At 66.4% G+C, this 23,161-nt stretch carries 19 protein-coding genes; 13 read left to right on the top strand and 6 right to left on the bottom strand.

Features of this window, described 5'->3' with window-relative positions:
- The first annotated feature begins 87 nt into the window (after positions 1-87).
- From PP359_RS07340 to PP359_RS07300, 9 genes are all read left to right on the top strand, one after another.
- Complete coding sequence (locus PP359_RS07340; RefSeq protein ID WP_499250212.1) at positions 88-699, top strand: DNA methyltransferase family protein; 612 nt, start codon at positions 88-90, stop codon at positions 697-699.
- A complete protein-coding gene (locus PP359_RS07335; protein ID WP_499250211.1) occupies positions 696-2,384 on the top strand; it encodes an Eco57I restriction-modification methylase domain-containing protein in 1,689 nt (562 codons plus the stop codon). The genes PP359_RS07340 and PP359_RS07335 overlap by 4 nt, the downstream gene beginning before the upstream one ends.
- Positions 2,381-4,579 (top strand): DUF4357 domain-containing protein, encoded by a 2,199-nt coding sequence (locus PP359_RS07330; protein ID WP_499250210.1) that lies wholly within the window; start codon positions 2,381-2,383, stop codon positions 4,577-4,579. Before PP359_RS07335 ends, PP359_RS07330 begins: the two co-directional genes overlap by 4 nt.
- Positions 4,576-7,008: a restriction endonuclease gene (locus PP359_RS07325; protein ID WP_499250209.1), complete on the top strand. Its 2,433-nt coding sequence runs from the start codon at positions 4,576-4,578 to the stop codon at positions 7,006-7,008. Before PP359_RS07330 ends, PP359_RS07325 begins: the two co-directional genes overlap by 4 nt.
- A gap of 165 nt (positions 7,009-7,173) precedes the next feature.
- Entirely contained in the window at positions 7,174-8,454 is a 1,281-nt protein-coding gene (locus PP359_RS07320) for a hypothetical protein (protein ID WP_499250208.1), read from the top strand.
- Positions 8,455-8,776: 322 nt separating this feature from the next.
- Positions 8,777-9,892: a helix-turn-helix domain-containing protein gene (locus PP359_RS07315; protein WP_499250207.1), complete on the top strand. Its 1,116-nt coding sequence runs from the start codon at positions 8,777-8,779 to the stop codon at positions 9,890-9,892.
- Positions 9,889-10,428 carry a PIN domain-containing protein gene (locus PP359_RS07310; protein WP_499250206.1) on the top strand — a complete coding sequence of 180 codons (540 nt, stop codon included), beginning with the start codon at positions 9,889-9,891 and terminating at the stop codon, positions 10,426-10,428. The genes PP359_RS07315 and PP359_RS07310 overlap by 4 nt, the downstream gene beginning before the upstream one ends.
- A gap of 50 nt (positions 10,429-10,478) precedes the next feature.
- A complete protein-coding gene (locus PP359_RS07305) occupies positions 10,479-11,078 on the top strand; it encodes a hypothetical protein (RefSeq protein WP_499250205.1) in 600 nt (199 codons plus the stop codon).
- Between the two features lie 8 nt (positions 11,079-11,086).
- Positions 11,087-12,286 (top strand): helix-turn-helix domain-containing protein, encoded by a 1,200-nt coding sequence (locus tag PP359_RS07300; RefSeq protein WP_499250204.1) that lies wholly within the window; start codon positions 11,087-11,089, stop codon positions 12,284-12,286.
- Between the two features lie 229 nt (positions 12,287-12,515).
- Here PP359_RS07300 and PP359_RS07295 read toward each other — a convergent pair whose 3' ends face one another.
- Entirely contained in the window at positions 12,516-12,881 is a 366-nt protein-coding gene (locus tag PP359_RS07295) for a hypothetical protein (RefSeq protein WP_433720219.1), read from the bottom strand.
- Positions 12,882-12,983: 102 nt separating this feature from the next.
- On the opposite strand from PP359_RS07295, the gene PP359_RS07290 reads away from it, so the two are divergent.
- The 4 genes from PP359_RS07290 (at position 12,984) to PP359_RS07275 (ending at position 17,836) form a co-directional block, all read left to right on the top strand.
- The gene (locus PP359_RS07290) at positions 12,984-13,403 is read left to right on the top strand and encodes an SRPBCC family protein (RefSeq protein WP_036287065.1); all 420 of its coding nucleotides are present in this window, start codon (positions 12,984-12,986) and stop codon (positions 13,401-13,403) included.
- Between the two features lie 43 nt (positions 13,404-13,446).
- Positions 13,447-13,890 carry a MarR family winged helix-turn-helix transcriptional regulator gene (locus tag PP359_RS07285; protein ID WP_112932345.1) on the top strand — a complete coding sequence of 148 codons (444 nt, stop codon included), beginning with the start codon at positions 13,447-13,449 and terminating at the stop codon, positions 13,888-13,890.
- A 173-nt stretch (positions 13,891-14,063) separates the two neighbouring features.
- Positions 14,064-16,292, top strand: coding sequence for a glycosyltransferase family 2 protein (locus PP359_RS07280; RefSeq protein WP_433720221.1), 2,229 nt, complete (start codon positions 14,064-14,066; stop codon positions 16,290-16,292).
- Complete coding sequence (locus PP359_RS07275) at positions 16,289-17,836, top strand: carbohydrate-binding protein (RefSeq protein WP_499250203.1); 1,548 nt, start codon at positions 16,289-16,291, stop codon at positions 17,834-17,836. Before PP359_RS07280 ends, PP359_RS07275 begins: the two co-directional genes overlap by 4 nt.
- Here PP359_RS07275 and PP359_RS07270 read toward each other — a convergent pair.
- From PP359_RS07270 to PP359_RS07250, 5 genes are read right to left on the bottom strand one after another with little or no spacing between them, the layout of a single operon-like run.
- A complete protein-coding gene (locus tag PP359_RS07270; protein ID WP_433720225.1) occupies positions 17,803-19,947 on the bottom strand; it encodes a sensor histidine kinase in 2,145 nt (714 codons plus the stop codon). The genes PP359_RS07275 and PP359_RS07270 overlap by 34 nt on opposite strands.
- Positions 19,940-20,728 (bottom strand): LuxR C-terminal-related transcriptional regulator, encoded by a 789-nt coding sequence (locus PP359_RS07265; RefSeq protein ID WP_378793775.1) that lies wholly within the window; start codon positions 20,726-20,728, stop codon positions 19,940-19,942. The genes PP359_RS07270 and PP359_RS07265 overlap by 8 nt, the downstream gene beginning before the upstream one ends.
- Positions 20,725-21,954: a Dyp-type peroxidase gene (locus PP359_RS07260; RefSeq protein ID WP_433720229.1), complete on the bottom strand. Its 1,230-nt coding sequence runs from the start codon at positions 21,952-21,954 to the stop codon at positions 20,725-20,727. The genes PP359_RS07265 and PP359_RS07260 overlap by 4 nt, the downstream gene beginning before the upstream one ends.
- Positions 21,954-22,547 carry a copper chaperone PCu(A)C domain-containing protein gene (locus PP359_RS07255; RefSeq protein WP_433720231.1) on the bottom strand — a complete coding sequence of 198 codons (594 nt, stop codon included), beginning with the start codon at positions 22,545-22,547 and terminating at the stop codon, positions 21,954-21,956. Before PP359_RS07255 ends, PP359_RS07260 begins: the two co-directional genes overlap by 1 nt.
- On the bottom strand, positions 22,544-23,140 hold the full coding sequence (locus PP359_RS07250; protein ID WP_433720233.1) for a copper resistance CopC family protein: 597 nt from the start codon (positions 23,138-23,140) through the stop codon (positions 22,544-22,546). Before PP359_RS07250 ends, PP359_RS07255 begins: the two co-directional genes overlap by 4 nt.
- Positions 23,141-23,161: the final 21 nt, after the last annotated feature.

Here is a 23,161-nt window from a genome sequence, read left to right as displayed (position 1 = left end):
CTGCGGTAACGCAGCGGTAACGGAATTCTGCCGACGCACCAGCGATGCCGATCAGCTCGATGTCGCTGCCTCGGACATACTGAGAACATGGCTGGGACGGCGAGCGGGAGCACGATGACGGAACCGCGGCATATCAAGTCTCGCGAGCGCGTACGCGACCTCGGCGAGGTGTATACCCAGCCGCGGGAGGTGAACGCGATGCTCGACCTCATCTCGGATGCTTTCACCGACATCGACTCACGCTTCCTCGAGCCGGCCGCCGGCGACGGAAACTTTCTTGTCGCGATTCTGGAGCGCAAGATCAGCGCGATCGACGAGTCGAGGCACGGCGGAAGCGAACACTGGTACGAGTTCGCACTGCTGCGCTGCCTCGCCTCGACCTACGGCATCGACATCAGTGAAGAGAATGTCGAAGAGGCGCGCGAGCGAATGATGGCGGTGATCGACGCGGCTCATGTGTTCCGGGGTGAGCCAGCGACTGAGGAGTTCGCGCGCGCAGCCGAAGCGATCATCGCAACCAACGTTGTCGTCGGTGATTCGCTGAACGCGGCGGATCAGATCGTGTTCGTCGAGTACACGCCGCTGGAGGGAGAACGGTTCCAGCGCGTGCCTTCGGAGCTGGAAGCTCCGACGATGGATTTGTTCTACGAGCCTCCAGCGGCGCTACGGACGGTGCACTATTCGGAGATCGGGAGTTGACCGCTGAAGCGGTCGCCGCAGTGGCGAAGCAACTGCCCGCCGAGCATGTTCCGGATGTACTCGAAACGCTCGCCCAGCTGCCGAACGACGACGTCTATACGCCGCCGAAGGTCGTCGCGGCAATGCTCGACATTCTCCCCGAGCATGTCTGGTCGGAGCCGAATTACACATGGCTCGACCCCGCGACGAAGTCGGGCGTCTACCTGCGTGAGGTCTTAAAACGACTCATGGTCGGCCTCGCCGAGTGGGAGCCGGACGGTCAGAAACGCCGCGAGCACATCCTCACCAACATGCTGTTCGGTGCCGCAACGACTCAGATCAACGGCGAGGTTGCCCGTCGATCGCTCTACCAGACGAAGAATGCGACTGGCGTGGAGGTGAAGGACCCGGGGCTTGCTGGTCTGGTCGTGCCCCTCGACTCGCCTCAAGGCAATATCCCGTTTGTCGAGACCGAGCACACCCTGACACGAAAGGGCGACAAATGTGCTCTCTGTAGGGCGTCGTCGAAACTCATTCGGGAGCAACGAGAGTCATACGCCTATTCGTTCATACACAACACCTATCCGACGAAGGAGATGGGCAAGATGAAGTTTGACGTGATCATCGGCAACCCGCCCTACCAGATGGGTACGGAGGGACACGGCAAGACCGCTTCGAGCATCTATCACCTCTTCGTTGAGCGCGCGATCGCCATGGATCCCAAGTACGTCGTGATGATCACGCCGTCACGCTGGTTCGCAGGCGGGAAGGGCCTTGATGGATTTCGTGACAGCATGATCCGAGACCGGCGTCTCCGCGTCCTTGTGGACAACCCGAAGATCTTCGACGTGTTCCCCCAGGTGAAGATCCGAGGCGGAGTCTCCTACTTTCTATGGGACCGCGAGTACGACGGCGATTGCGAGTTCTCGACGCGGATCAATGGCCAGGTCAAGTCCACACTCGTTCGCGATCTCCGCGAGGGCGACGGAGTGTTGATCCGGGATAACCGAGCGATGAACATCGTGCGGAAGGTCAAGGCGGCCCGCGACCCCCAACGCGTCGAGGACGTGTCCAGCGTCACAAAGCCGTTCGGTCTGACGATGCGGTCAAACTATCCGGGCAGTGTTCCGGAACGATTCCCCGGCGCTGTGCCACTGATCTATGCTACGCGCATCGGCTACAGCAGACTCGATCAGATCGAACGGAATCACGAGTGGATTGATCGCTGGAAGGTGCTGTTGCCTATGGTGTCGTCGGGCGACACGCCTAGCGACGACGAGGGAAACATCATTGATGTAGTTCTTGGTGAGCCGATCGCACTGGCGCCTGGCTCCGCGTGCACACAGACCTACTTCATCCCAGGCTTGTTCGAGACCCGTGAAGAGACTGAGAACTTTGCCTACTACCTCTCCACAAAGTTCGTTCGATTCCTGGTCCTGCAGCGCAAGATCACACAGCACGTAACACCTGATCGATTCCGCTTTGTGCCGATGCTGGACATGACGCGACGGTGGACGGACGAGGACCTCTACGAACGATATGGGTTCTCGCAGCAAGAGGTCGCCTACATTGAGGCATCCATCAAGCCGCGCTCTGTGAATCTCTCCCTCGACTCCCCGATTCCCGAAACGCACCTGCCAGGTGGGCGAAAATACCGGGCTGGTGACGTCGCTATCGAGTCCGACGATGAAGAAGACGACGAATGAAGACCGATGTCGTCAAGCCGAAGGATGTCTTCTACAACCCGACGCGCCTTGTTGTCCCGCTGTTCCAACGCCCCTACGTGTGGTCGAAAGAGACCCAGTGGGCCCCGCTATGGCAAGACATCGTTCGCCTCATCGAAGTCATCTCGCAGCACAATCAGACCGCGACGCACTTCCTCGGCGCCATCGTGATCCAACAGGTGCCGACCACCCTCGGCGCGTTGCCTACGTGGAACGTGATCGACGGTCAGCAGCGGCTCACGACCCTGCAGCTTCTGCTCGATTCGTTGCACGCTGAGCTCGAGCGGCGAGGGTGGGCGCAACTTGCCGGTCAGATTCTGCCGCTGGTGGAGAACCCGTCCGACTATCGCGGCGATGAGAACGATCGCTACAAGCTTTGGCCGACCAATCGCGACCGTGACGGTTTCGCCTCGGTAATGTCAGCACCGACGCCCGTCGACTATTCGACGGTCGTGAAGTCACGGTTGGGCGATGCACACGAGTACTTCGCCGGGTCGATCGCCGCCTGGCTCGGTGACGACGAATCTGCTGAGCGTCGTGCTCGGATGCTCGTGGCCACTGTTATGGATCGGCTGGAGATCGCCAGCATCCGCCTCGATGCGAATGAAGACGCGCAGGCGATCTTCGAGACGCTCAACGCACGCGGCACGCCCTTGTCTGCGGCCGACCTCATCAAGAATTTCGTCTTTCAGAACCTCGCGGGCACACCGCAGGATGCCGAGAAGGCGTACCTGAACTATTGGGCCGAGTTCGAGACGCCATGGTGGGAGAAGGAGATCACCACAGGTCGCATCAAGAACTCCCGGGCCTCGCTGTTCCTGTGGCAATGGCTTACCGCCAGAACAGTCGTCGACTTCCCGATTCGCGAGGTATTCACGCAGTTCAAGCACTATGTGAACACCGTCGCGAAGGACATCGGTGTGCTGCTTCCGAAGATCAAGGTAGCTGCCGATCGTTACCGGTCGATCATCGAAGGGTCTGAGAACGCGAACGGCCCACTCAGCAGGGTCGAGCTCTTCAGCTACCGTGTCGGCACACTCGACTCCGAAATCGCGCGCCCCCTGCTGATCTGGCTTGAGGAGCCGGAACAGTCGGCGGTCCCGGACGCGGACCGGGCACGAGTACTGCAGGTCCTCGAGAGCTGGTTTGTGCGCCGGGCTTTGGTGAAGGCCCCGTCGCAGGGCTCGAACCGATTCATCATTGACCTGATGCAGCACCTCAGCACACAGCCGAAGGACATGCTCGCCGACCGGACCCAGACCTTCCTCGTCGCCAACCATACGGCCGTCGGGTATCTCCCTGGCGACAAAGAGGTCAGAGAAGTGCTGACTGGCGCCACCGCGTACTGGAAGTACCTGCGCGGTCGCCTGCGGATGGTGCTGGAAGCGTTGGAAGATGCGAAGCGTGGCTACCCGGATGGCAAGCAGCTCGCGATGGGCCCGGTCGTTCGAGGCAAGGGCACGATCGAGCACCTGATGCCTCAGGGCTGGCGAAAGCACTGGCCTGCTGAACTGACGGATGAGCAGGAGGCGCTGCGGGACCGCACCGTGCAGCAGCTCGGAAATCTCACGCTGGTCACGCAGAAACTCAACAGCAAGGTCAACAACGGACCTTGGTCGACCAAGCGAGAGCACTTCCTCAACCACGACGACGTGCTGATCACCAAGGATGCGATGAACCTCGCCCCCGAGCGCTGGGGTGAGTCGGCAATCGAACAGCGCACGGCGCTCCTGATCGATCAGATTCTCGCGATCTGGCAGGCGCCCGCCGGTCACATCGGACTGACCGGAGCCGCGGCCACGCCGTCGGCCGCCGTCAGCGTTGATGTCGCGCAACTCGTTTCGTCGGGTTGGCTCGAGGTCGGGACTGAGCTCACGACCCGGCACCCGACTTCGAAGCACGCGGGGGTGCGCGCATCCGTCGCGCAGGACGGACGCATCTTCATCGGTGACGCCCCGTACGACAGCCCGTCAGCGGCCGCCATGGCCGTCACGGGCACGGACACCAACGGATGGTGGTGGTGGGTCATCGCCGGCTCGGGAAAGTCTCTGCAGGATCTTCGAGCGGATTACCTCGCAAGTCTTGGCGAAGCCGATGCGAACGTCGTTGACGAAGTCTCCAATGGTATCGATGAGCCAGAGGTGGATGATCCTGGGTCGGAGGACGACGCCGCGTGACGAACCACATCTACGCCTACACGCACGCTGGGCACGCGAAGCCGTGGCGGCGTGCGAGCGGGCAGAAGGGCGAGTCCTGGATCAAGGTCGGTCAGACCGTCAATCCGGGAATCGATCGAGTAAGACAACAGGTCGGTACGGCCTTCCCTGGACTGCACGGCGTCGACATCCTTTTCCACTCCGAGCCCGCGGTCGGGCCAAACGGCGCCGACTTCAGCGACCACGACGTCCACCGTGTCCTGCGAAACGCGGGAATCGTCAACCCGGGCGGCGAATGGTTCGAAGCGACCGAGGCCGAAGTATGGGCCGCGTTGCGATCGTTGCAGCGCGGGCTTCCGTTTGACCCGACACGCATCCAGGATTTCGAGCCGCGCCCGGAGCAGAAGCGGGCCGTCAAGCAAACTGCCAAGTTCTTCCGCACCCACGCTGCGTCGGGGCCCGACACGGCCGTGAAGTTCCTTTGGAACGCGAAGATGCGCTTCGGGAAGACCTTCACTACATACCAGCTCGCGAAGGAGATGGGCTGGACCAAGCTCCTCATCCTCACGTACAAGCCAGCCGTGCGGAGCGCGTGGCGCGACGACCTGCTGAGCCACGTCGACTTCATCGACTGGCAGTACGTCGACCGCGACACGCCACCGCGCGACGCGGACGCCCTGATGGACAGCGGACGACCGACCGCCTGGTTCGCCTCGTTTCAGGACGTGATCGGCCGTGACCCGGAGGGCAGGCCGAAGGAGCGCAACGAGACTCTGCACCTCGTCGACTGGGATTGCATCGTGATCGATGAGTTCCACTTCGGAGCGTCGACCAGTGCCGCTCGCGAGGTCTACGACCCGCAGGACAAGGCCGAGGCGGCGTTGGCGCAGCTGTTCCTGAAGGCCGCGGACGAGTCGAGCGACACCGACGCAGAGGTCGTTCCGGAGCTCGACTACGGGTTGAAGACCAAGTATCACTTGCACCTCTCGGGCACCCCTTTCAAGGCGATCACGAACGGCGACTACGCTGAGTCCGAGGTATTCAACTGGACCTATATCGACGAGCAGCGCGAGAAGGCCGAGTGGGACATTGCGAAGGGACGCAATCCCTACGAAGAGCTCCCGCAGATGCGCATGTACACGTACGCGATGGGCGCGCCCGGCGGTGAGTGGGCAGAGGACGGGGAGTTCGACGGATTCGACCTGAACACCTACTTCAAGGCGAAGAAGGCCGACGCGGGCTACGTCTTCGAGAAGCCGGACTACGTCGCATCATTCCTTGACCTCATTCGCGGGAAGAAGGCTCTGCCGGAGAAGATCGTTGAAACCGGCGAGGCCAACGCTCAATTCCCGTACGAGGCCGCTGAGTTCAAGGAGGCGGTGCGGCATTCCGTCTGGTATCTCCAGGACGTTGCCGCCTGCGAGGCGATGGGCGATCTGTTGCGAAGCGACCCGTTCTTCTCCACCTACGAGATCTACGTCGCGGCGGGCACGAAGGCGAAGATCGGCGCGCAAGCGCTCCCGCCGCTCCAGGCAGCGATTCGTCGCGCGGAGGAACAGGGTAAGTCAGGGTCCATCACTCTGTCGTGCGGAAAGTTGATGACCGGGGTGACCGTCCCTGAGTGGTCGTCGATCTTCATGCTCCGCTCTTTGAAAGCTCCGGAGTCGTACTTCCAGGCAGCGTTCCGTGTGCAGTCGCCGTGGAAGATCGACGGTGAGATTCAGAAGCACACGGCCTACGTGTTCGAGTTCGATCCGAACCGTGCTCTCTCGCTCATGGCCCTGTATGGCACAGAGCTGGCCAACAACTCCGCCGATCGGAACGCCACGCAGGCGTCGGTTCTGGGTGAGCTGATCAATTTTCTTCCGATCTTCGCGATCGACGGCGGCCGCATGGAGCAGCTCGACGTCAACGCTATCCTCCAATGGGCACACGGGGGTATCAGCGCGAACGCGCTCGCACGTCGATGGCGCTCCGTGGACCTGTACAACCTCAACGGCGTCACGATGGACCGGTTGCTCCAAGACGCTGACCTCATCGCCGAGCTCGAGCAGATCGAAGACTTCCGCACGATCCGCGAGGAGGCCGAGAAGATCGTCACTGCTTCGAGGAAGCTCTCGGCTGTGAAGCGCTCCGGCGGTGGAGCGAGCGAACAGCGCAAACCGAAGAAGGAGATTGCTGAGAAGCGGAAGAACATCCGCGAGAAGCTCAAGAAAGTATCCGCCAAGGTGCTGATCTTCATGTACCTGACAGACTTCCGCGAAGAGCGGCTGGCGCACGTCATCGAGTCGCTTGACACCGAGCTCTTCTTGCGCTCGACGGGTCTCTCGCTGGGTTCGTACGCGAAGCTGACCGAGATCGGCGTGATCGACGTCGGCAACATGACCGACGCGATTCAGAAGTTCCGCTACTTCGAGAAGAAGAGCATCGAAGCCCTGGTCGGCTCGTGACCCCATAACGGACGCGACCTCATCGAGACCGACGTTCGCGTATACGACGACGCCCGGCGAACAGGAACCGGTGTGTTGGTCGCCTCCGGGAAGCGATCCCCGGCACGATAGCTATGTCAGTGCCCGGGTATACCGTTCCTGACGCTGATCTGGAGAGGAGGGCCCATGGCGCTGAAGACGTCGTTGGCAGGTCGGGTGCGGAACACGACGCTGCCGAAGACCCATGCGCTCCTCCCGCTTCACGAGGCGGTCGTCAATGGCATACAGGCAATCGATGCTCGGTTCCCCAACGATGTCGCGGGTCGAGGTCGCCTCACCGTTCGGATCCTTCGCGAGGCTCAGGCAGAACTCGACCTCGACGCTGGCGCTCCCGGTCGCGCACCGCTCAAGGTCATCACCGGCTTCAGCGTCGAAGATAACGGCATCGGGTTCACTTCGGACAACATGACTTCCTTCGAGACGCTGGATAGCGACTTCAAGGCGAGTATTGGCTGTCGAGGGGTGGGGCGCCTCCTCTGGCTGGTTGCATTCGACAACGTCCAGGTCAGCAGCGCCTACTATGACGGCGAGTCGCTCTCCGGCCGCCAGTTCAGGTTCTCGATTAGCCAAGACGTCGTACAGGAGGCCGTTCCTGGCGGACTGAGTGATGCCGGCACTATCGTGCATCTCCACGGCTTCAAGAAGCCATTCCAACAGAGCGCGGCGAAGACGGCCGAGGCGATCGCACGCGAGATCTTCGAGCACTGCATCTGGTACTTCCTCCGCGACGGTGGCGCGCCCGATGTCTTCGTGTCAGATGACGACGAGACGCTTTCATTGAAGGACTACGTCGAGGAGCTCGGGCACACGGAGACCACGGCGTCGTTCGAGGTCAAGGGCCAAGCGTTCGAAATGCTCAACCTTCGGCTGAAGACCTCAGCTCGCAACGCGACGCCTCGGCTGCACTGGTGCGCCGCAAACCGCGTCGTCAAGGGCGAGAGCATTGCGGGGAAGCTTCCGGGGCTCTATGCCCGCATGAAGGAGGACAACTCTGCCGAGTTCACGTATGTCTGCTACTTGTCCGCTCCCTTCCTCGATGACCACGTAAGGGCCGACCGCACGGACTTCGATCTGCCGGAGCGTCTGCCGGGCGACGCCCTGATTGACGAGCCGACGCTCGACGACAATCCGTGGAGGTGTCCTGACGGAGGTTTCGAAGTCGCTGGCCGAGCCACTGGCCTCGGCGCAGGTCGTGAGCAAAGAGCGGATCAACCAATATGTGCGCACGAAGGCGCAGAAGTTCCGTCCACTCATGAAGCGAATCGAGTCTGTGGGGATCGTCGTGGACCCGTCGATACAGGACGCCGAGCTCGAGCTGGAGCTGCACAAACACGCCCAGAAGATCGAGACCGAGCTGCTGGCCGAGGGTCATGCCGTCTTCGCGGCATCGAGCGGCACGAAGCCTGAAGACTACGATGAGCGCCTCGCGGAGTATCTCGAGACGGTGAAGGACTTCAACCAGTCGGACCTGGCAAACTACGTTGCCCGGCGCCGCACGACCCTCGACATCCTCGCAAAACTCATCGAGTCGGACGGCGATGGCAAGTATGCTCGCGAAGACCGCGTCCACGAGTACGTACGCGGAGCTCTTCGAGGACGATCTCGACGGCGTTGCCAGCGCCCTTGAGGCGCACCGAGCAGCCGCGCTCTCTGATCTCGAGTTGGATAGCGGGCATATCACGCGACGTATCGTGGCGAGCCCTCAGTCATGTGTGCGAGAATCGCACACATGACTGAGATGACATCGGCTGAGCTTGGCGTGCGTATTCGCGAGGCTAGGGAGCGTCGGGGGCTGAACCAGGCCGATCTCGGTGAGCGTCTTCAGTTGGATCGAACGATGGTGAACAAGATCGAGAACGGCACCCGCAAGGTGTCGGCTCTAGAGCTGTCGCAGATCGCCGATGCGCTCCGGGTCCGGATGGCATCGTTCTTCGCCACCCCAGTTCCCGCGATTGTCTCGCATCGATCCCCGCAGGGGCTGGAAGTCGTGGATTCCCAAATCGACGCGACGCTGGAAGAACTCGTCACGGACGTGGAACTTGTCCAGGATTTGGGTGCACTGAACCGCCGCGAAGCCCAGGAAGCTCAAATCGAGGTGCCGCAGAATCGGTCGGACGCCGAGGCGATGGCAGAGCGGGCCCGGACTTCTGTTGGCCTCGACGGGAACTCGCCGGCGTACGAACTGCAACGGCTTTTCGGCGATGCGGGGCTGTTCGTGTTTACCCGCGATCTCGGCACGGATACTGCCGATGCGGGAACGGTCCTGTTGCGCGACGCAACAGGCGTATCACTTGTCAACAGCTCGCAGAAGGTAGGGCGTCGCCGGCTCGCCGCTGCGCATGAGTTCGGGCATTTCCTCGTCTGCGACGACTACTCGGTCGATTGGGACGTCACCGCAGGTGGTCAGCAGACGGAAACGCTGCTGGATCATTTCGCCCGCGCCTTTCTCCTGCCAGGCCAGGGACTACGTGATCTGTGGTCGCGCGCGATCACAGATGGTCTGCGTGGCGCCGCGGTCGTCGTCGCCAGCACCTTCCGAGTGGACATGGCAACGCTGGCGCGCCGGCTTACCGATCTCGATCTGGTGACCGGTGCTGAGGCCGGTCAGATCCGCCAGTTCCGGACGACCAGCGCGGACATGATCGAGCACGATCTCTATTCGCACGACGAGATGGCGGGCACGACGCAGCCTCGGCTCTACCAACAGGCCGTACTCCGGCTGGTACGGGATGAGCTGATCTCAGGCGCCCGCGCACTCGACCTGCTGTGGGGAACCGTCGACGAGAACGACCTGCCCGCGCCGCACATCTCAACCGACGCCGACATCTGGCAGTTTGTCTCGTGACCGATCTCCGGCCGGGGCTCGTGTTCGACACCGGCCCCCTGCGGCACTTCGCGTTACAGGGGTGGCTCGGTGTGCTGAAGTACCTGGGCCGGGACTGTCAAGTGATAATTCCCGAAAGCGTAGAGGCCGAGCTCAAGGCCCAGAGCCAGACCGGCCCAGAGCTGCGACAGGTGCTCGAAGCCGATTGGATCACCGTCGACCGCAGCACCGACCTGACCTACGTGCAGGCGTTCGCCGGCTTCGAGCGTCTGCTCGCCGCAGGTGGCAGGAACCTGGGTGAGTGTGGTGTCCTGGCTCTGGGGCAGGCTCGCGGGCACCAGCTCATCATCGACGACAGGGTGGCGAGCAATATTGCTCGACGGGCGGGGCTCGACTCCCGCGGCACACTCGCTTTGCTCTGCGACGCGATCCGTGAGCAAAAGCTCACCGTGGCCATGGTCTCTGACCTTGCCGACGACCTTCTCATCGGCGAGTACCGCCTGCCGTTCGCGAAGGGCAGATTCGCGCAGTGGGCCGACGAGAACGGCCTCATCTAGGGCGAGAGCCCCGCTTGCGCTGTGACATTTGATGGAATATCCTCAGAGTCATGGTCGCACTTTCTTCGGATCTCGTTGATCTCCTCGGTGGCGTTGCGCTGGACATCCGGGAGGAGTTCGAGGCGAGCGCAGGCCTTGTCACTGCAGCGCTTGAGCTTCATCCTGCGTTCACCGACAATAACGTCCCGCGATCTGCGTTGGTGCGGTCGATCATCGCGCGAGAGTTCCGTGCCGCTGCCGGGCGGCGAGGACTTAATCCCCGTTCGGGCCTGGGCGGCGCCGTCGAGCTGCACGAGCTCAACGGCGACGAGTACGCCATCATCCGGTTGCGTGGCGCTGAGCTTGTAGGCGAAGAACTGCGCGTCATCGCCAACAGCGGATCCACGTGGGGAGGCCAGTCAGATGATGGCTTCTGGCGGGAGGTGCCCTACGTGTTCGGGTGCACGTTCGGGGAAAACGACTCGATGAGCTTCTTCGTCGCGGAAGTCATCGGTCAGTCCGAGGGTGCCGTCGCCTATCTTGAGTTCGGCTGGACTCATCGCTTCGATGAGCCCGCTCCGCGCGGAGAGGCGTCGTTCACTCCAGATAGCGGTGACTCGCTTGACGGCTGGGACTTGCCGGATGCCGGTGACGTCGACAAGCAGGCCTAAGGAGCATTGTGATTGACTCCATGCCGCTCGGCGCGGCTGTCGTCGGCGCGCGTGTTCGTCAGCTTCGACTTGCGTTGGGCCTGACTCAGACTGAACTGGCGATGCGAACCGGAATCGCGTCTGGATCGATCTCGATGATCGAGAACGGTCACCAAGAAGCGGATGACGAGATGCTGAGCGCGCTCGCGGAGGTTCTCGATTGCCAACCGAGCTATCTGACTGCTTCAGCGAACGCTGAGTTCGACCGTCCGAAACTGCGAGCCTACGCGGACGCCCCCCAGCGAGCAGTCGATCGCACCATGTTCGACTCGATCAGCGCCATTGAGGCAATTCGCTCGGCAGGGCTGCGTGCGCTCGCGGTCAAACTCCCCATCTACGACGGTGACCTGAACGATGACGACGAAATTGACCGCATCGCAGCGGATGTCCGAACAGCCGCGGGTCTCAACGCTGAGGAAGTCATCCCCAACGTCATCCGGGCTGTGGAGCGACTCGGATGTGTCGTTCTGCCCCTCGACCGTGAGCTAGGCCGCCACTGGGGAATGTCACTTACTGTCGACGGGATACCGGTCATCCGTGTGGCTCGCCCCTCATACGACGCGGACCATGACATCCCTGGCGATCGGCAACGGTTCACCGTCGCGCACGAATTGGGGCATCTCGTCCTTCACGCAGGATCTGCGCAACCGGCGGCGCCGTCGGAAGCAGCCCGGATGGAACAGCAGGCGAACAGATTCGCGGCTTCATTCCTCGTGCCAGGCGATTCGGCCCTAGAGGATCTCGAGGCATTGGGCGGGCGAGTCACTCTGCGCACCTTGGCGTCGCTCAAGCAGAAGTGGGGATACTCGATCAAGGCCTTTGTGTTCAGGTTCCGCGAGCTGGGCGTGATCGACGACGCACAAGCTCGGTCTCTCTACAAGCAGATCTCGGCCCGCAGATGGAACAAGGAGGAGCCCCATCGTCCCGGAACCGAGTCCGCTGTCTGGCTCGGCAAAGCGCTCCGGGAGGCCTTCCCTGCAGGAGACGTTGTGGACGGCGCCTCGCGTGCGTCGGGGCTTGGGGCGAACTACATTGCGCGCTGGCTGGACTGGAGTCCCTCGGGGGTATCTAGGCCGCCGGCCGACGTGACGGTGCTTCAGCCGCGTGAACGTCCAGATGCCTCCTCGCGTTCCACGGGGCGGATCTCGCGGCTGCCCAGCAGGCCATGATCCCTCCAGCGGTAACGCAGCGGTAACGGAATTTCTGCGGGACACCGTTTTCGACCGTGCGCACATGTGCCCAACTTCCGCGGAATCACGCGGATCTCGCCGGTCGGCCCTGCATCCGCTGACCTGCGATAGGGGTTCAAATCCCACCGTCACCGCCATCACGAAGGCCCCGACTCCCGCAAAATCGCGCGGATGTCGGGGCCTTCGTCATCGGTGCTTTCGCTGTCGGTCAACCGCCATAGCGGACGGAGAAGGAGCCGGGGCCGCAGGTGTAGGTCGCGGGTCCCGCGGTGAGCACGCCTTCTCCGAGGCGAGCACAGGTCTGCCCGGCATCCACCAGGGTGGCGCCGAGCACGAACACGATCACCAGTGTCACGGCGACGCCGGCGCCTGCGATGACGACGCCCGCGAGCGCGAGTCCGTTGCGGTGCCCCTGCCGACGAGAGCCGACCAACGCGATGATGCTGATCGCGAGTCCGGCGAGATTGAGGATGACGAAGAACGACAGCACGAATCCGACGATTCCGAACGTTCGGTAGGCATCGGGTGTCGGCGAAGGTGCCGTGGCGAGGGGGCTGTCAGCGGGGATCGACATGAGGTGACCATATCGGTGCCGGCGCTCGTTGATCACGAGCACCGGGCAGGCCCGAATGTCACGGCACTTGACATCCGCATAGTAAGCGCGCATATTAAATCCATGATCGAACTCGCTGCCGCCGTCCGCACCTCCTCCGCCGCGCCCGCAGACTACTTCGCGCGATGGATCGACCACGCGTCATGGCCGGAGTGGTCGCCCGACACCGAGTGGGTGCGTGTGGAGGGCCCCGTGCGCGCCGGCACACGGGGCGTATTGAAGCCGGTGGGCGGCCCGAAGACCCGGTTCACGATCTCCGAGTGCGAGCAGGACCGCGTGTACACCGACGTCAGCAGCGTGCCGGGGGCACGCCTCACGTTCCGACACACGGTCGAGTCCGCGCCCAATGGGTCCACGCTCACCGTCCGCGTGTGGATGACCGGTCCCCTCGCGCGGGTGTGGGCGCGGACGGCCTTCAAGGGGTTCTCGGTCTCGGTCCCGGAGGATCTCGATCGTCTCATCGCACTCGTCGAGACCCCGTGACAGAGTGGCTCTCGGTGCCGATCGAGGAGGCGAAGAACGACTCATGACAGCGGGGTTGCACACGCGATTCGAGTCCGATGACGCCAGCCCGGGATTCATGCTCTGGCGTGTCACCAATCGGTGGCAGGCGGTGATGCGCCGCACGCTCGCACCGTTCGACCTGACGCACGTGCAGTTCGTGCTGCTCGCCGCCCTCACCTGGCGAGCCGATCCTGAAGGAACCACCCAGGTCGACCTCGCCCACACCGTGCGCACGGACCCCATGATGGTCTCGCAGGTGCTCCGCGCGCTGGAAGCAAAGGGGCTCGTCGAACGGCGCGTCGACCCCGCTGACGCCAGGGCGCGGCGCGTGCTGGCCACCGCTGCAGGGGAGCGCCTGGCGAGGGCGGCCAACAGTGCGGTCGAAGCCGCAGACGACGACTTCTTCGGTGCGGATTCCGGCCTGCCGATGCGGCTCATCGAGCACCTCTCGCGCCTGGATCGGTAAGGCGGCTTTCGTCGAGTGCCGCGGGAAACCACCGATTCCGGTGGTCGAAACGGCCGCGCCGAGGCGGCCGCTGCGGGCACGATGGCGCTTAACGTGACCGACCTGGGACTTGTCGGCCGCGTCGCCGCGGCGACTCCCCGACGCCTCGGCCCCCCGTCGAAGGAACGTCGACCATGACCTCAGACACTGCCGTCACCCGCGCCCGTCGCCGACAGCGCGGCACCGATCGCGACGCGACCCCGCAGCCCGCCACGCACGCGCGCCCTTCCACAGCCCGCATCGCGCGGTCTCGGGTCGCACTGATCTCCTGCGTGGTGCTGTGGATGCTCTACCTCGCCACGGTGATCGTCGCCCTCTCGCGCGGCGGTGCGCTCGTCGACGCCACCCAGCTGCTGGCCACAACCGTGTTCCTCGTCTCGGTGACCGCACTCACTTTCTCGGCCTGCATGTACCTGCTCGCGCGGGCGGGCGCGCTCCCGCGTCTCGCGGCGCATCGCCACCCCCGCCGCATCGCGATCGATGAGCACTACTCCGACCACGAGCCCCTGCTGACGGCGTTGTTGCCGTCGCGGCGCGAGGATCCCGACCTCGTGCGGATGGCGCTCTGGTCCGTGGCGCTGCAGGAGTTCCCGCGGCTGAACGTCGTGTTGCTGCTCGACGACGACCCCGAGCCGATCGACGATGCGGCGCGCGCGGGGTTGGAGGGATGCCGCGCCCTGACGACGGAGCTGGATGCCGCGCTGCGCCCGGTCTTCGAGCGCGTGGATGCCGCCGCCGCCCGCATTCGCTCGGGCGCGCTCTCCCCCGCCGAGGCGACGGAGGTCGTGATGCGCGAGCACGCAGCGTGCGCGCGGTGGCTGCACGCACGTGCCGACGAGGCGCCGACGCGGACGCACGTGGAGGTCTTCTTCGTCGAGCAGGTGCTGCGACGGCTGGCATCCGATCTCGACGCGACCGCCGCGGCGCTGCTCGAGGCCGCGGAAAGCGGTGCAGCGCCCCTGACGCTCGCCCGTGCTCATCAACTCGCCAGCCGTCTCGTGCGGATCTTCGGAGCCGAGACCTCCACGTTCGAGCGCCGGCGCTATGCGTCGTTCTCGCACGTGCCCAACAAGGCCATGAACCTGAACTCCTACCTCGGCCTCATCGGCGGTTGCTACCGGGAACGGGTGGTGGATGGGCACCGTGTGCTCGAGGATGCCGGGACAGGACGCGGCACGCTCGAGGTGGCCGAGCCCGACTTCGTGCTGACGCTGGACGCCGACTCGATGCTGCTGCCGGGATACTGCGCGACACTGGTGCACGCCCTCGAGCAGCCGGAGAACGCGCGCGTGGCGGTGGCTCAGACCCCCTACTCGGCCTACCGCGGGGCTCCGACGCGGCTCGAACGCATCGCCGGGGCGACCACCGACCTGCAGCACATCGTGCACCAGGGCCTCACGGCATTCGGGGCCACATTCTGGGTGGGCGCGAACGCCGTGCTGCGCTGGCAGGCTCTGGCATCGCTGCGGCGTGAGACGGTGGAAGACGGCACGCGCATCGTGCGATACATCTCCGACCGGACGGCCATCGAGGACACCGAGTCGAGCATCGAGATCGCCGAACACGGCTGGACGCTCATGAACTACCCGGAGCGCCTCAGCTACAGCGCCACACCGCCCGACTTCGGCTCCCTCGTCATCCAGCGCCGCCGCTGGGCGGACGGCGGACTGCTGATCATCCCTGCCCTGCGCGCCCTCGCGGCTCGCCGCCGCCGGGACGGCGAGCCGATGCGCGTCGCCGAGCGGCTGCTCCGGTTGAACTACCTCGGTTCGATCTCGTGGGTCACCCTGGGCCTGCTCGCCGTGCTCACGCTCTACCCGATGGACGGGCAACTGGTCACCCTCCTGCTCATGCTCATCGCACTGCCGTATTTCGTCGAGATGGCCTCGGATCTGCGCCTCCTCGGCTACCACCGGCGGGACATCGTCGCCATCTACGGACTCAATCTCCTTCTGCTGCCCGTCAACCTCGCCGGCAGTGCGGCGTCGGTGCTGCAGATCCTCACCGGGCGCAAGGCACGGTTCGCGCGGACGCCGAAAGTGTCGTCGCGCACCCGCGTGCCGGCGTTCTTCGTCCTGGCGCCCATGGCGATGGTGCTCGTCGCCGGCGCCGTCGGCGTGCGCGCGGGCACGGCCGGGGCATGGGGGACCGCGGTGTTCGCGGGCTTCACCGCGGTCGCGACCCTGTGGGCGATCGTGCGCCTCATCGGGGTGCGTGCCGCGGCATCCGATCTCTGGTTCGCGTGGATGGACTGGATCTGGGTGGAGAAGAAGGATGCCGCCGTGCCCGCCCTCGTCACCTCGCCGCGGTGGGCCGTGGTGCTCGACGACGGTCCGCGCGAGGCGATCGGGGCGCTCTCATGAGCCCGGTGCACGCGCCCCGGCGCTCGCGATTCGCCGGACGAGAGCTGTCGTTCGGGCGGCTCGCTCTCAGCGTGGCCGTCGTCGTCGCGCTCGGGCTCGGCGCGACCGCGGCCGCCGTCGTGCCGACGCTGCCCCCGACGGTGACGGGCGCCGATGCCGCCCACCGCTGGTTCGCGCCGTACTACGACGTCACGCTCGAAGCCGGTGATGAGCTGTCGCGCAGCACAATGGATGCCGCACCCGGCGGACTGGTGCTCGCCTTCGTCGTCGCGGCGAGCGACGACGACTGCACGCCCACGTGGGGGCGGACGTACACCCTCGACGACGCCGCCCAGCGCTTCCAGCTCGATCGTCGCATCGAGCGGATGCACCGAGAGGGGCGCCCGCTCGCGGTGTCGTTCGGCGGCGCCCTGAACACCGAGCTGGCCTCCGCGTGCACGACGGTCGACGCCCTGGCAACGGCGTACGGCACCGTGCTCGACCGGTACGGCATCGACACGGTCGACCTCGATATCGAACGCGACGCCCTCGACGACGCGGCGGCGACGACCCGCCGCGCCGCTGCGATCGCGCTGCTGCAGAAGCAGCGCAGTGCCGAAGGCAGGGCGTTGCGGGTGTGGCTCACCCTGCCGGTCGCCCCCGACGGTCTCACCCCCCAGGGATCCGCCCAGGTCTCGTCGATGCTCGACGGCGGCGTCGAGGTCGCCGGCGTCAACGCCATGACGATGGACTTCAACGCCGACGATCGCACAGCCTCGACCTCCGCGCTCGCGATCAGCGCGCTGAACGCCACCGCGCGCCAGATCACCGACCTGTGGGGCGCCCACGGGCGTGCGCTGCCGCCGGGCGGGGCCTGGGCGCTGCTGGGTGCGACCCCGATGATCGGCCAGAGCGACATCGAGCGCGAGGTCTTCACCCTCGATGACGCCCGGGCGCTCGCCGCCTTCGCCTCCGCGCAGGGCGTCGCGCGGATGTCGATGTGGTCGCTCAACCGCGACCGCACCTGCGGATCGAACTACCCGCTCGTGCATCGGGTCTCGCCCCTGTGCAGCGGCATCGATCAGGCCGGCGTGAGCTTCGCCGGCATCCTCGCCGACGGGCACACCGGCACGCCGTCGGGGGAGCCCGTCACCCCGCACGACGGCCCGGTCGTCCCCGACGACGCCGCTACCAGTCCCTTCCCGTTGTGGACGTCGCAGTCGTTCTACTCGGCGGGGGTGTTCGTGGTCTGGCGCGGCTCGGTCTACGTGTCGAAGTGGTGGAACGAAGACGGCCCCCAGCCCGACGACCCCTCCCTGGATGCCGCGGCCTCGGCCTGGACCTACGTGGGCCCCGTGCTCTCGTCCGACCGCCCGTTCACCCTTCCTCAGCTGCCGGAGGGCACCTACCCGGAATGGTCCGCCGCCGCCTTGTACAACCAGGGCGACCGCGTCATGTACGACGGCAGCGGATACGAGGCACGGTGGTGGTCGCGCGGACAGCGCCCGGATCGATCGGTGCTCGACCACGACTACTCGCCGTGGAAGCTCCTCGACGGGTCGTGACCGCTGACGGCGTCGAACACGTGTGGGCGGCCGTCGACGGCGATGGTCGCCCGCACCGCTCTTCCGTCCGGATGCAGGCGCCCGACGACGTGCCGGCGCGCCTCGGCGACGCTCTCGGCCATCCAGCCCACGGCCGCTTCGATACCGTCGTCCGCGCCCCCGCCGCTGTCATCGAGCAGAACGACGTCGACTCCGCGCGCACGCGCCGCGGCGACGGCGCTGCGCAGAGGTTCACGTGCCAGCCCGCCGGCTCGGAGGTCATCACGCAGCCGGCCCTCCTGCGCCGCGTACGCGCGGCGCTCTTCGGGTGAGGGAGGGCGCCCTTCGGCGATGCGGTTCAACAGCGGGACCACGGAGGCGGCGAGATCGTCGGCGCGTTCGCGCAGTTCGGCACGAGCCGACATCGACCAGCTCTGCCTCTCCGCCGCGGCGACGGCCTCGTGATGCAGCACGACGATGCGGCGCTGCATGCGCGCGATGACGTACAGCATCAGCGCGGCGACCCCGACGACGAGCCCCGGGCGGGTGACCAGCTGGAGGATCTGACCGGCGGCGACGCCCTGCGCGGCTCCCGCCGCGATCAGGACGCCGACGACGAGCGCGGCGCCGACCAGTGCCGTGCCGGTGCGTCCTCGCAGGGCCAGCGGCACGAGCAGGAACGACAGCGCCATCACCGGCCACAGGGTGCCGTAGGTGAGCGGGGCGACGACGACCGTCGCGATCGTCGTGCCGACCACCAGGGCGATGACGCCGAACGACCGCGGCCATGACGGCGCCGCGGGCAGCGACCGGCGCAGCAGCTCGGCGGTCGTCAGGATCAGCACCAAGGCCGCCAGCTGCAGGGCCCACGTGTGCGGTGCCATGACCGTCGCGGCGGCTGCGCACAGCCCCTGCAGAACGACGTAGCCCACGCCGATACGGGTCACGCCGCGCCGCAGCGCCGCGGAGTCGGTGACCGCCGCCATCTCGACGCCGACGGCGGGTTTCGCGTACCGCAGTGTGACGCGGGTGCCGACGCCGGGCGCGGAGACGATCTCGGCGGCGCCGCCCGAGAGGCGTTCGATGCGCCCGACGATGCTCTGGCGGATGCCGAGCCGATCATCGCCGATCCGGGCCATCTCGAAGCCGGGACCATCGTCGACGATGTCGATGCGCACGTCGTTCTCCCGTGCGCGCAGATGCACCTGTCGCCGCGCGAGCGGGGCATGCCGGGCGGCGTTGGTCAGCGCCTGTCGTGTCGCCCCCAGCATCGCCGTGGTCACCCCGTCATCGAGCAGGAGGGGGCCGTCGATGTCGCAGGTCAGCTCTGCACCGTGCCGACGGGCTTCCATGACGAGCTCGGCATCCAGGGGGAGAGGCTCGCGTGCGCCGTCGTCGACGAGAGATGTGACCATCGCCGCCGCGCGCCGCGCCTGGACGGCGAGCCGATCCAGCGGAACGGGCAGCTCGGAGGCGGCCAGCACGAGCGTCGCCAGCACCTCGTCGTGGACGAGGGCGGCCGCGTGCGTCCGCGCCGCCAGGCGGCCCCGCTCGGACGACTCGCGGGCGGCGGCGGCACGCCGCTCGGCCGCGGCGGCGTCCAGCCCGGCGCCCACCGACAGCACATGCCCGCCCAGCACGCAGACCACGGCCGCGGTCAGCAGGGCGTGCGAGTCGTTGACGATTCCATCCAGATCGAAGCCTCCGAACGTGAGACGGTAGGCGACTCCCGCGAGGGTCCCGATCGCCAGGGTGGCCCACGCCGCACGCGGACCGAAGGCGACGAGAGCGCAGGCCGTCGCGGCGCTGGAGGCGGTCAGCACCCATGGCATGCGCTCCACCTCCGACATCGCCGCCGCCGGGGCGAACAGGATGACCGTCGCCCAGAACAGCACCGTCGCCGCCCCCGCCGTACGGCGCAGCATCCGGGTGCTCAGCAGGGGAGAGGCCGCCCCGCCCACGATGGTGGTGGCCGCCGCGGCGATCACGACGATCAGATACCAGAGGGGGAGGACGGGGTGTTCGCGGGCCACGACGGTGACGTTGAACGTGCCGACGGCGGCGACCATCGCCCCGCTGGTGGCCAGCAGCACCCGCCGAGCCGCCCGCTCCGCGGCATCCGTGTCACTCACGCCGTGGCACCGGCACGTAGCCGTCTTCGAGGCCCCGCTGATACAGCTCGACCTTCGTCGCGGCCGGGCGCCCCAGCTGGTGGTAGACCGAGCGGATGCGACGGAGGTGATCGTTGACCGTGTTCTCGGAGATGAACAGCCGCGTCGCGACGTCCCGCGCCCCCAGCCCCGAGGCGTACAACGCCAGGACCTCGCGTTCGCGTGCGGTGAGGGGGGCGCCCTCCAGCAGGGGATCGGTGTCGAGCGCCGAGGCCCATTCCGCCGTCGAGACGTGTTCGCCGCGCGACGCTGACACGATCGCGGTCAACAGGCCCGCCGACGGCGCCGACTTCCTCACGACGCCGCGGATGTCGGCGCGTGAGGCGGCGCGCACGAGGTAGGGGTCCTCGCCCGAGGTCAGCACGAGGACCTGGGCGCCCCACCGGCGCAGCGCCGCGACGTTGTCCGCGGGATGAGTTCCGTCGCGCAGGCTCAGATCGAGCAGCACCAGACCGGCGCGCGGCGAACGACGCACCAGCTCGTCGACCGTGCGGGCGTGACCGACGAAGACGACCTCGGATGTCGCGGCGAGGAGGTTCTGCACCGCCATCGCGACGAGCTCGTGGTCGTCGACGACGGCGACGGATGCCGCATCCACCATCCCCAGGACACCTCTCTTCGAGCCGACCCCCCGGCGGTGGATGTGCCGCACCTCGCGCCGCTCCAGAATAGGGGCACGACGCGAGGCGCGCGCCGTCGATTCCGCATTATTACCGGTGGGCTCGCGGCGGCGTCCCCTCACGCCAGCAGCGTCTCGCCGATGTACCCGCCCGGCTGGCATCCCGGAGGGATGGCGAACACCGCCGACCCGATCGGCGTCGTCCACTCGTTGAGCAGGTCGAGCTCGTCGAGCCGCCGCTGGATGGGCACGAACTGAGCGTCGACGTCGGCCTGGAACGACACGAAGATCAGTCCGGAATCGGAGACGTCTCCCCCTGCCGGTCGCTCGTCGTAGTTGTAGCCACGACGGAAGATCCGCTGTCTCGCATCATCGGGCCGCGAGCGACGCATGTGAGAGAACTCGGGGATCACGGGGAAGCCGATCGGGTTCTTCGCGTCGAAGTCGGGCTCGTCGTGCTCGGCCGTGCCGGTGAGCGGCGCGCCGTTGGACAGGGTGCGGCCGACGGAGTCCTCTCGACCCGGGCGGTCCAGCTTGTCCCACTTGTCGAGGTCCATGTGGATGCGGCGGACGACCGCGCCGGTGCCGCCGGCCAGCCAGCCGGCATCCGACCAGACGACCTCGTCGAAGTGCGTCGTGCCGGGTTGCGGGTTGGCGGTGCCGTCGACCTGACCGAACAGGTTGCGCATGGTGGTGCCGGGAGCGACCGTGCCGTACGCGCGACGGAACCCCTGCTGCGTCCAGCGGACCTGGGCGAAGCTGCGCGCGTCCTTCAGCAGCATGCGCGTCGCATGGGCGACGGTCAGCGGGTCGTCGCCGGCGATCTGCAGCAGCAGGTCACCGTGGCTGAACTCGTCGCGCAGGCGGTCGATCCCGAACAGCGGCAGCGGCCTCAGCCATGCGGGCCCCGTGCCCTGGGCGCGAGCGACGAGGCCCGGCCCGAAGCCGAAGGTCACGGTGAGGCGCGCCGGTGCTGCGGCGAGTTCCGGTTCGGAGTCGGCGAGGGCGGGTGAGCCCTGGGTGAGCCGCCCGGCGTCGTCGGACAGGACGCGCAACAGGCGCCGCAGCCCCTCGCGGTCGACGTCGGCACGAAGATCGAGCGCGACGAAGCTGGCGTGCGCCTGGGCGTCGGTGTCGATCCCGGCCTGATGCACGCCGTGGAACGGCACGACATCCGCGCCGTTGAGCGGGACGGATGCCGCCGCCGGCGGGCCCGCGGGTGCCGTGGAGGTGAGGGCGAGGTCGACGCCGATCGCAGCGGCGGCGCCGACACCGGCGACAGCCCCTCCGAGGAGGAACTGCCGCCGGGTCGACGACGGTCGACGCGCGCCCTGTTCGGGCGCCGCCATCAGTGGCTCGGCGTCGTCGAGGGGGTGGGGCTCATCTGCATGTCCCCGCCCTGATAGTTCTCGTTCGCGCCGGAGTAGTCCTTCACCGGCGCCGAGAACTCCGTGGTCGAGCCGTCGGAGAACGTCAGAGTGAAGGTGGTGTCCTCCCCGGCTTTCAGAGGAGCGGTCAGGTCCATCAGCATGATGTGATTGCCGCCCGGCTGGAGCACGAAATCGCCCCCGGCCGGAATGACGAACCCGCCGCTCTTCTCCTTCATGACCATGGCGCCCGACGCATCGGCGACGGTCTCGTGCAGCTGCAGCATGGACGATGCCGGCGAGGTCGCCGACACGAGAGTGATGTCCGTCTTCGAGTCGTTGTGGAGAGTGCCGAAGGCGGCGGACATGCCGGAGTCGGCCGCCTTGACCCACGCGTCGGAGATCGTCACGGCGGCGCCGCTGACGTCGGCGGCGCTCGCCGACGTCGAGGGGGTCGATCCCGCCGACGGGGTCGTGGTGGCGCACCCGGCGAGCGCCAGCAGGCCGACGCTCAGCAGAGCGCCGGCGCGCGCGGCGACGGTCAGGCGGGTGCGGGTGGTGGTGTGGATGCTCACTGTGAAGTGCCTTTCTTACGGCGGAGGAGATGGAAGGCGGCGTAGGCGGCGACGGCGATGATCGCCCCGCCCGCGCCGACCAGGAGGATGCGGATGATCCCCTGGTCCTCTCGTGCGCTCTGGTTCTGTGGGGTGGTGTCCGCGGTGGAGGCGGCGTCCGATGCTGTGCGCGTCGCCGGCGTGGCGACGGGTGTCCGCGTCAGCGGCGCCGCGCCTCCGATCGTGAACGGGATGACCCCGCTGATCGGATGCCCGTCCTGCGAGACGACGCGCCAGCGGATCTCGTATCCGCCGGCGGGAAGCGCCGGAACGAGCGGCACCGACACCACGCCGTTGTCGACGGCGGGTGCGGCCGCTGCCCAGTCCTTCCCCGCGCCGTCGGCGACGATGACGGCCGCACCGATCGTCAGCACGTCGGCCGAGAAAGTGAGCGTCACCTCCGTCGGCGCGCTGTCGAGTGCCGCGCCGGGGCTCGGACTACTCGCCAGCAGCTCGTCGTGAGCCGCGGCCGGCGCAGCGGGCACGAGCACTGCCGCGGCCGTCAGGGCCGCGGCGAGAAGGGCAGCTCGCAGATGAAAACGGGACGACGACACAGCACACCACCGATCGATCGC

The sequence above is a fragment of the Sphingomonas sp. BLCC-B65 genome, from assembly GCF_028550675.1.
Taxonomy (GTDB): Bacteria; Actinomycetota; Actinomycetes; order Actinomycetales; family Microbacteriaceae; genus Microbacterium.
This window is presented reverse-complemented; position numbering and strand designations above follow the sequence as displayed.

Coding starts and splice junctions, on each gene's coding strand:
- PP359_RS07330 (WP_499250210.1), top strand. CDS start 2,381: ATGAAGACCGATGTCGTCAAGCCGAAGGATGTCTTCTACAACCCGACG.
- PP359_RS07305 (WP_499250205.1), top strand. CDS start 10,479: ATGGTCGCACTTTCTTCGGATCTCGTTGATCTCCTCGGTGGCGTTGCG.
- PP359_RS07295 (WP_433720219.1), bottom strand. CDS start 12,881: ATGTCGATCCCCGCTGACAGCCCCCTCGCCACGGCACCTTCGCCGACA.
- PP359_RS07285 (WP_112932345.1), top strand. CDS start 13,447: ATGACAGCGGGGTTGCACACGCGATTCGAGTCCGATGACGCCAGCCCG.
- PP359_RS07290 (WP_036287065.1), top strand. CDS start 12,984: ATGATCGAACTCGCTGCCGCCGTCCGCACCTCCTCCGCCGCGCCCGCA.
- PP359_RS07275 (WP_499250203.1), top strand. CDS start 16,289: ATGAGCCCGGTGCACGCGCCCCGGCGCTCGCGATTCGCCGGACGAGAG.
- PP359_RS07340 (WP_499250212.1), top strand. CDS start 88: ATGGCTGGGACGGCGAGCGGGAGCACGATGACGGAACCGCGGCATATC.
- PP359_RS07280 (WP_433720221.1), top strand. CDS start 14,064: ATGACCTCAGACACTGCCGTCACCCGCGCCCGTCGCCGACAGCGCGGC.
- PP359_RS07315 (WP_499250207.1), top strand. CDS start 8,777: ATGACTGAGATGACATCGGCTGAGCTTGGCGTGCGTATTCGCGAGGCT.
- PP359_RS07260 (WP_433720229.1), bottom strand. CDS start 21,954: ATGGCGGCGCCCGAACAGGGCGCGCGTCGACCGTCGTCGACCCGGCGG.
- PP359_RS07320 (WP_499250208.1), top strand. CDS start 7,174: ATGGCGCTGAAGACGTCGTTGGCAGGTCGGGTGCGGAACACGACGCTG.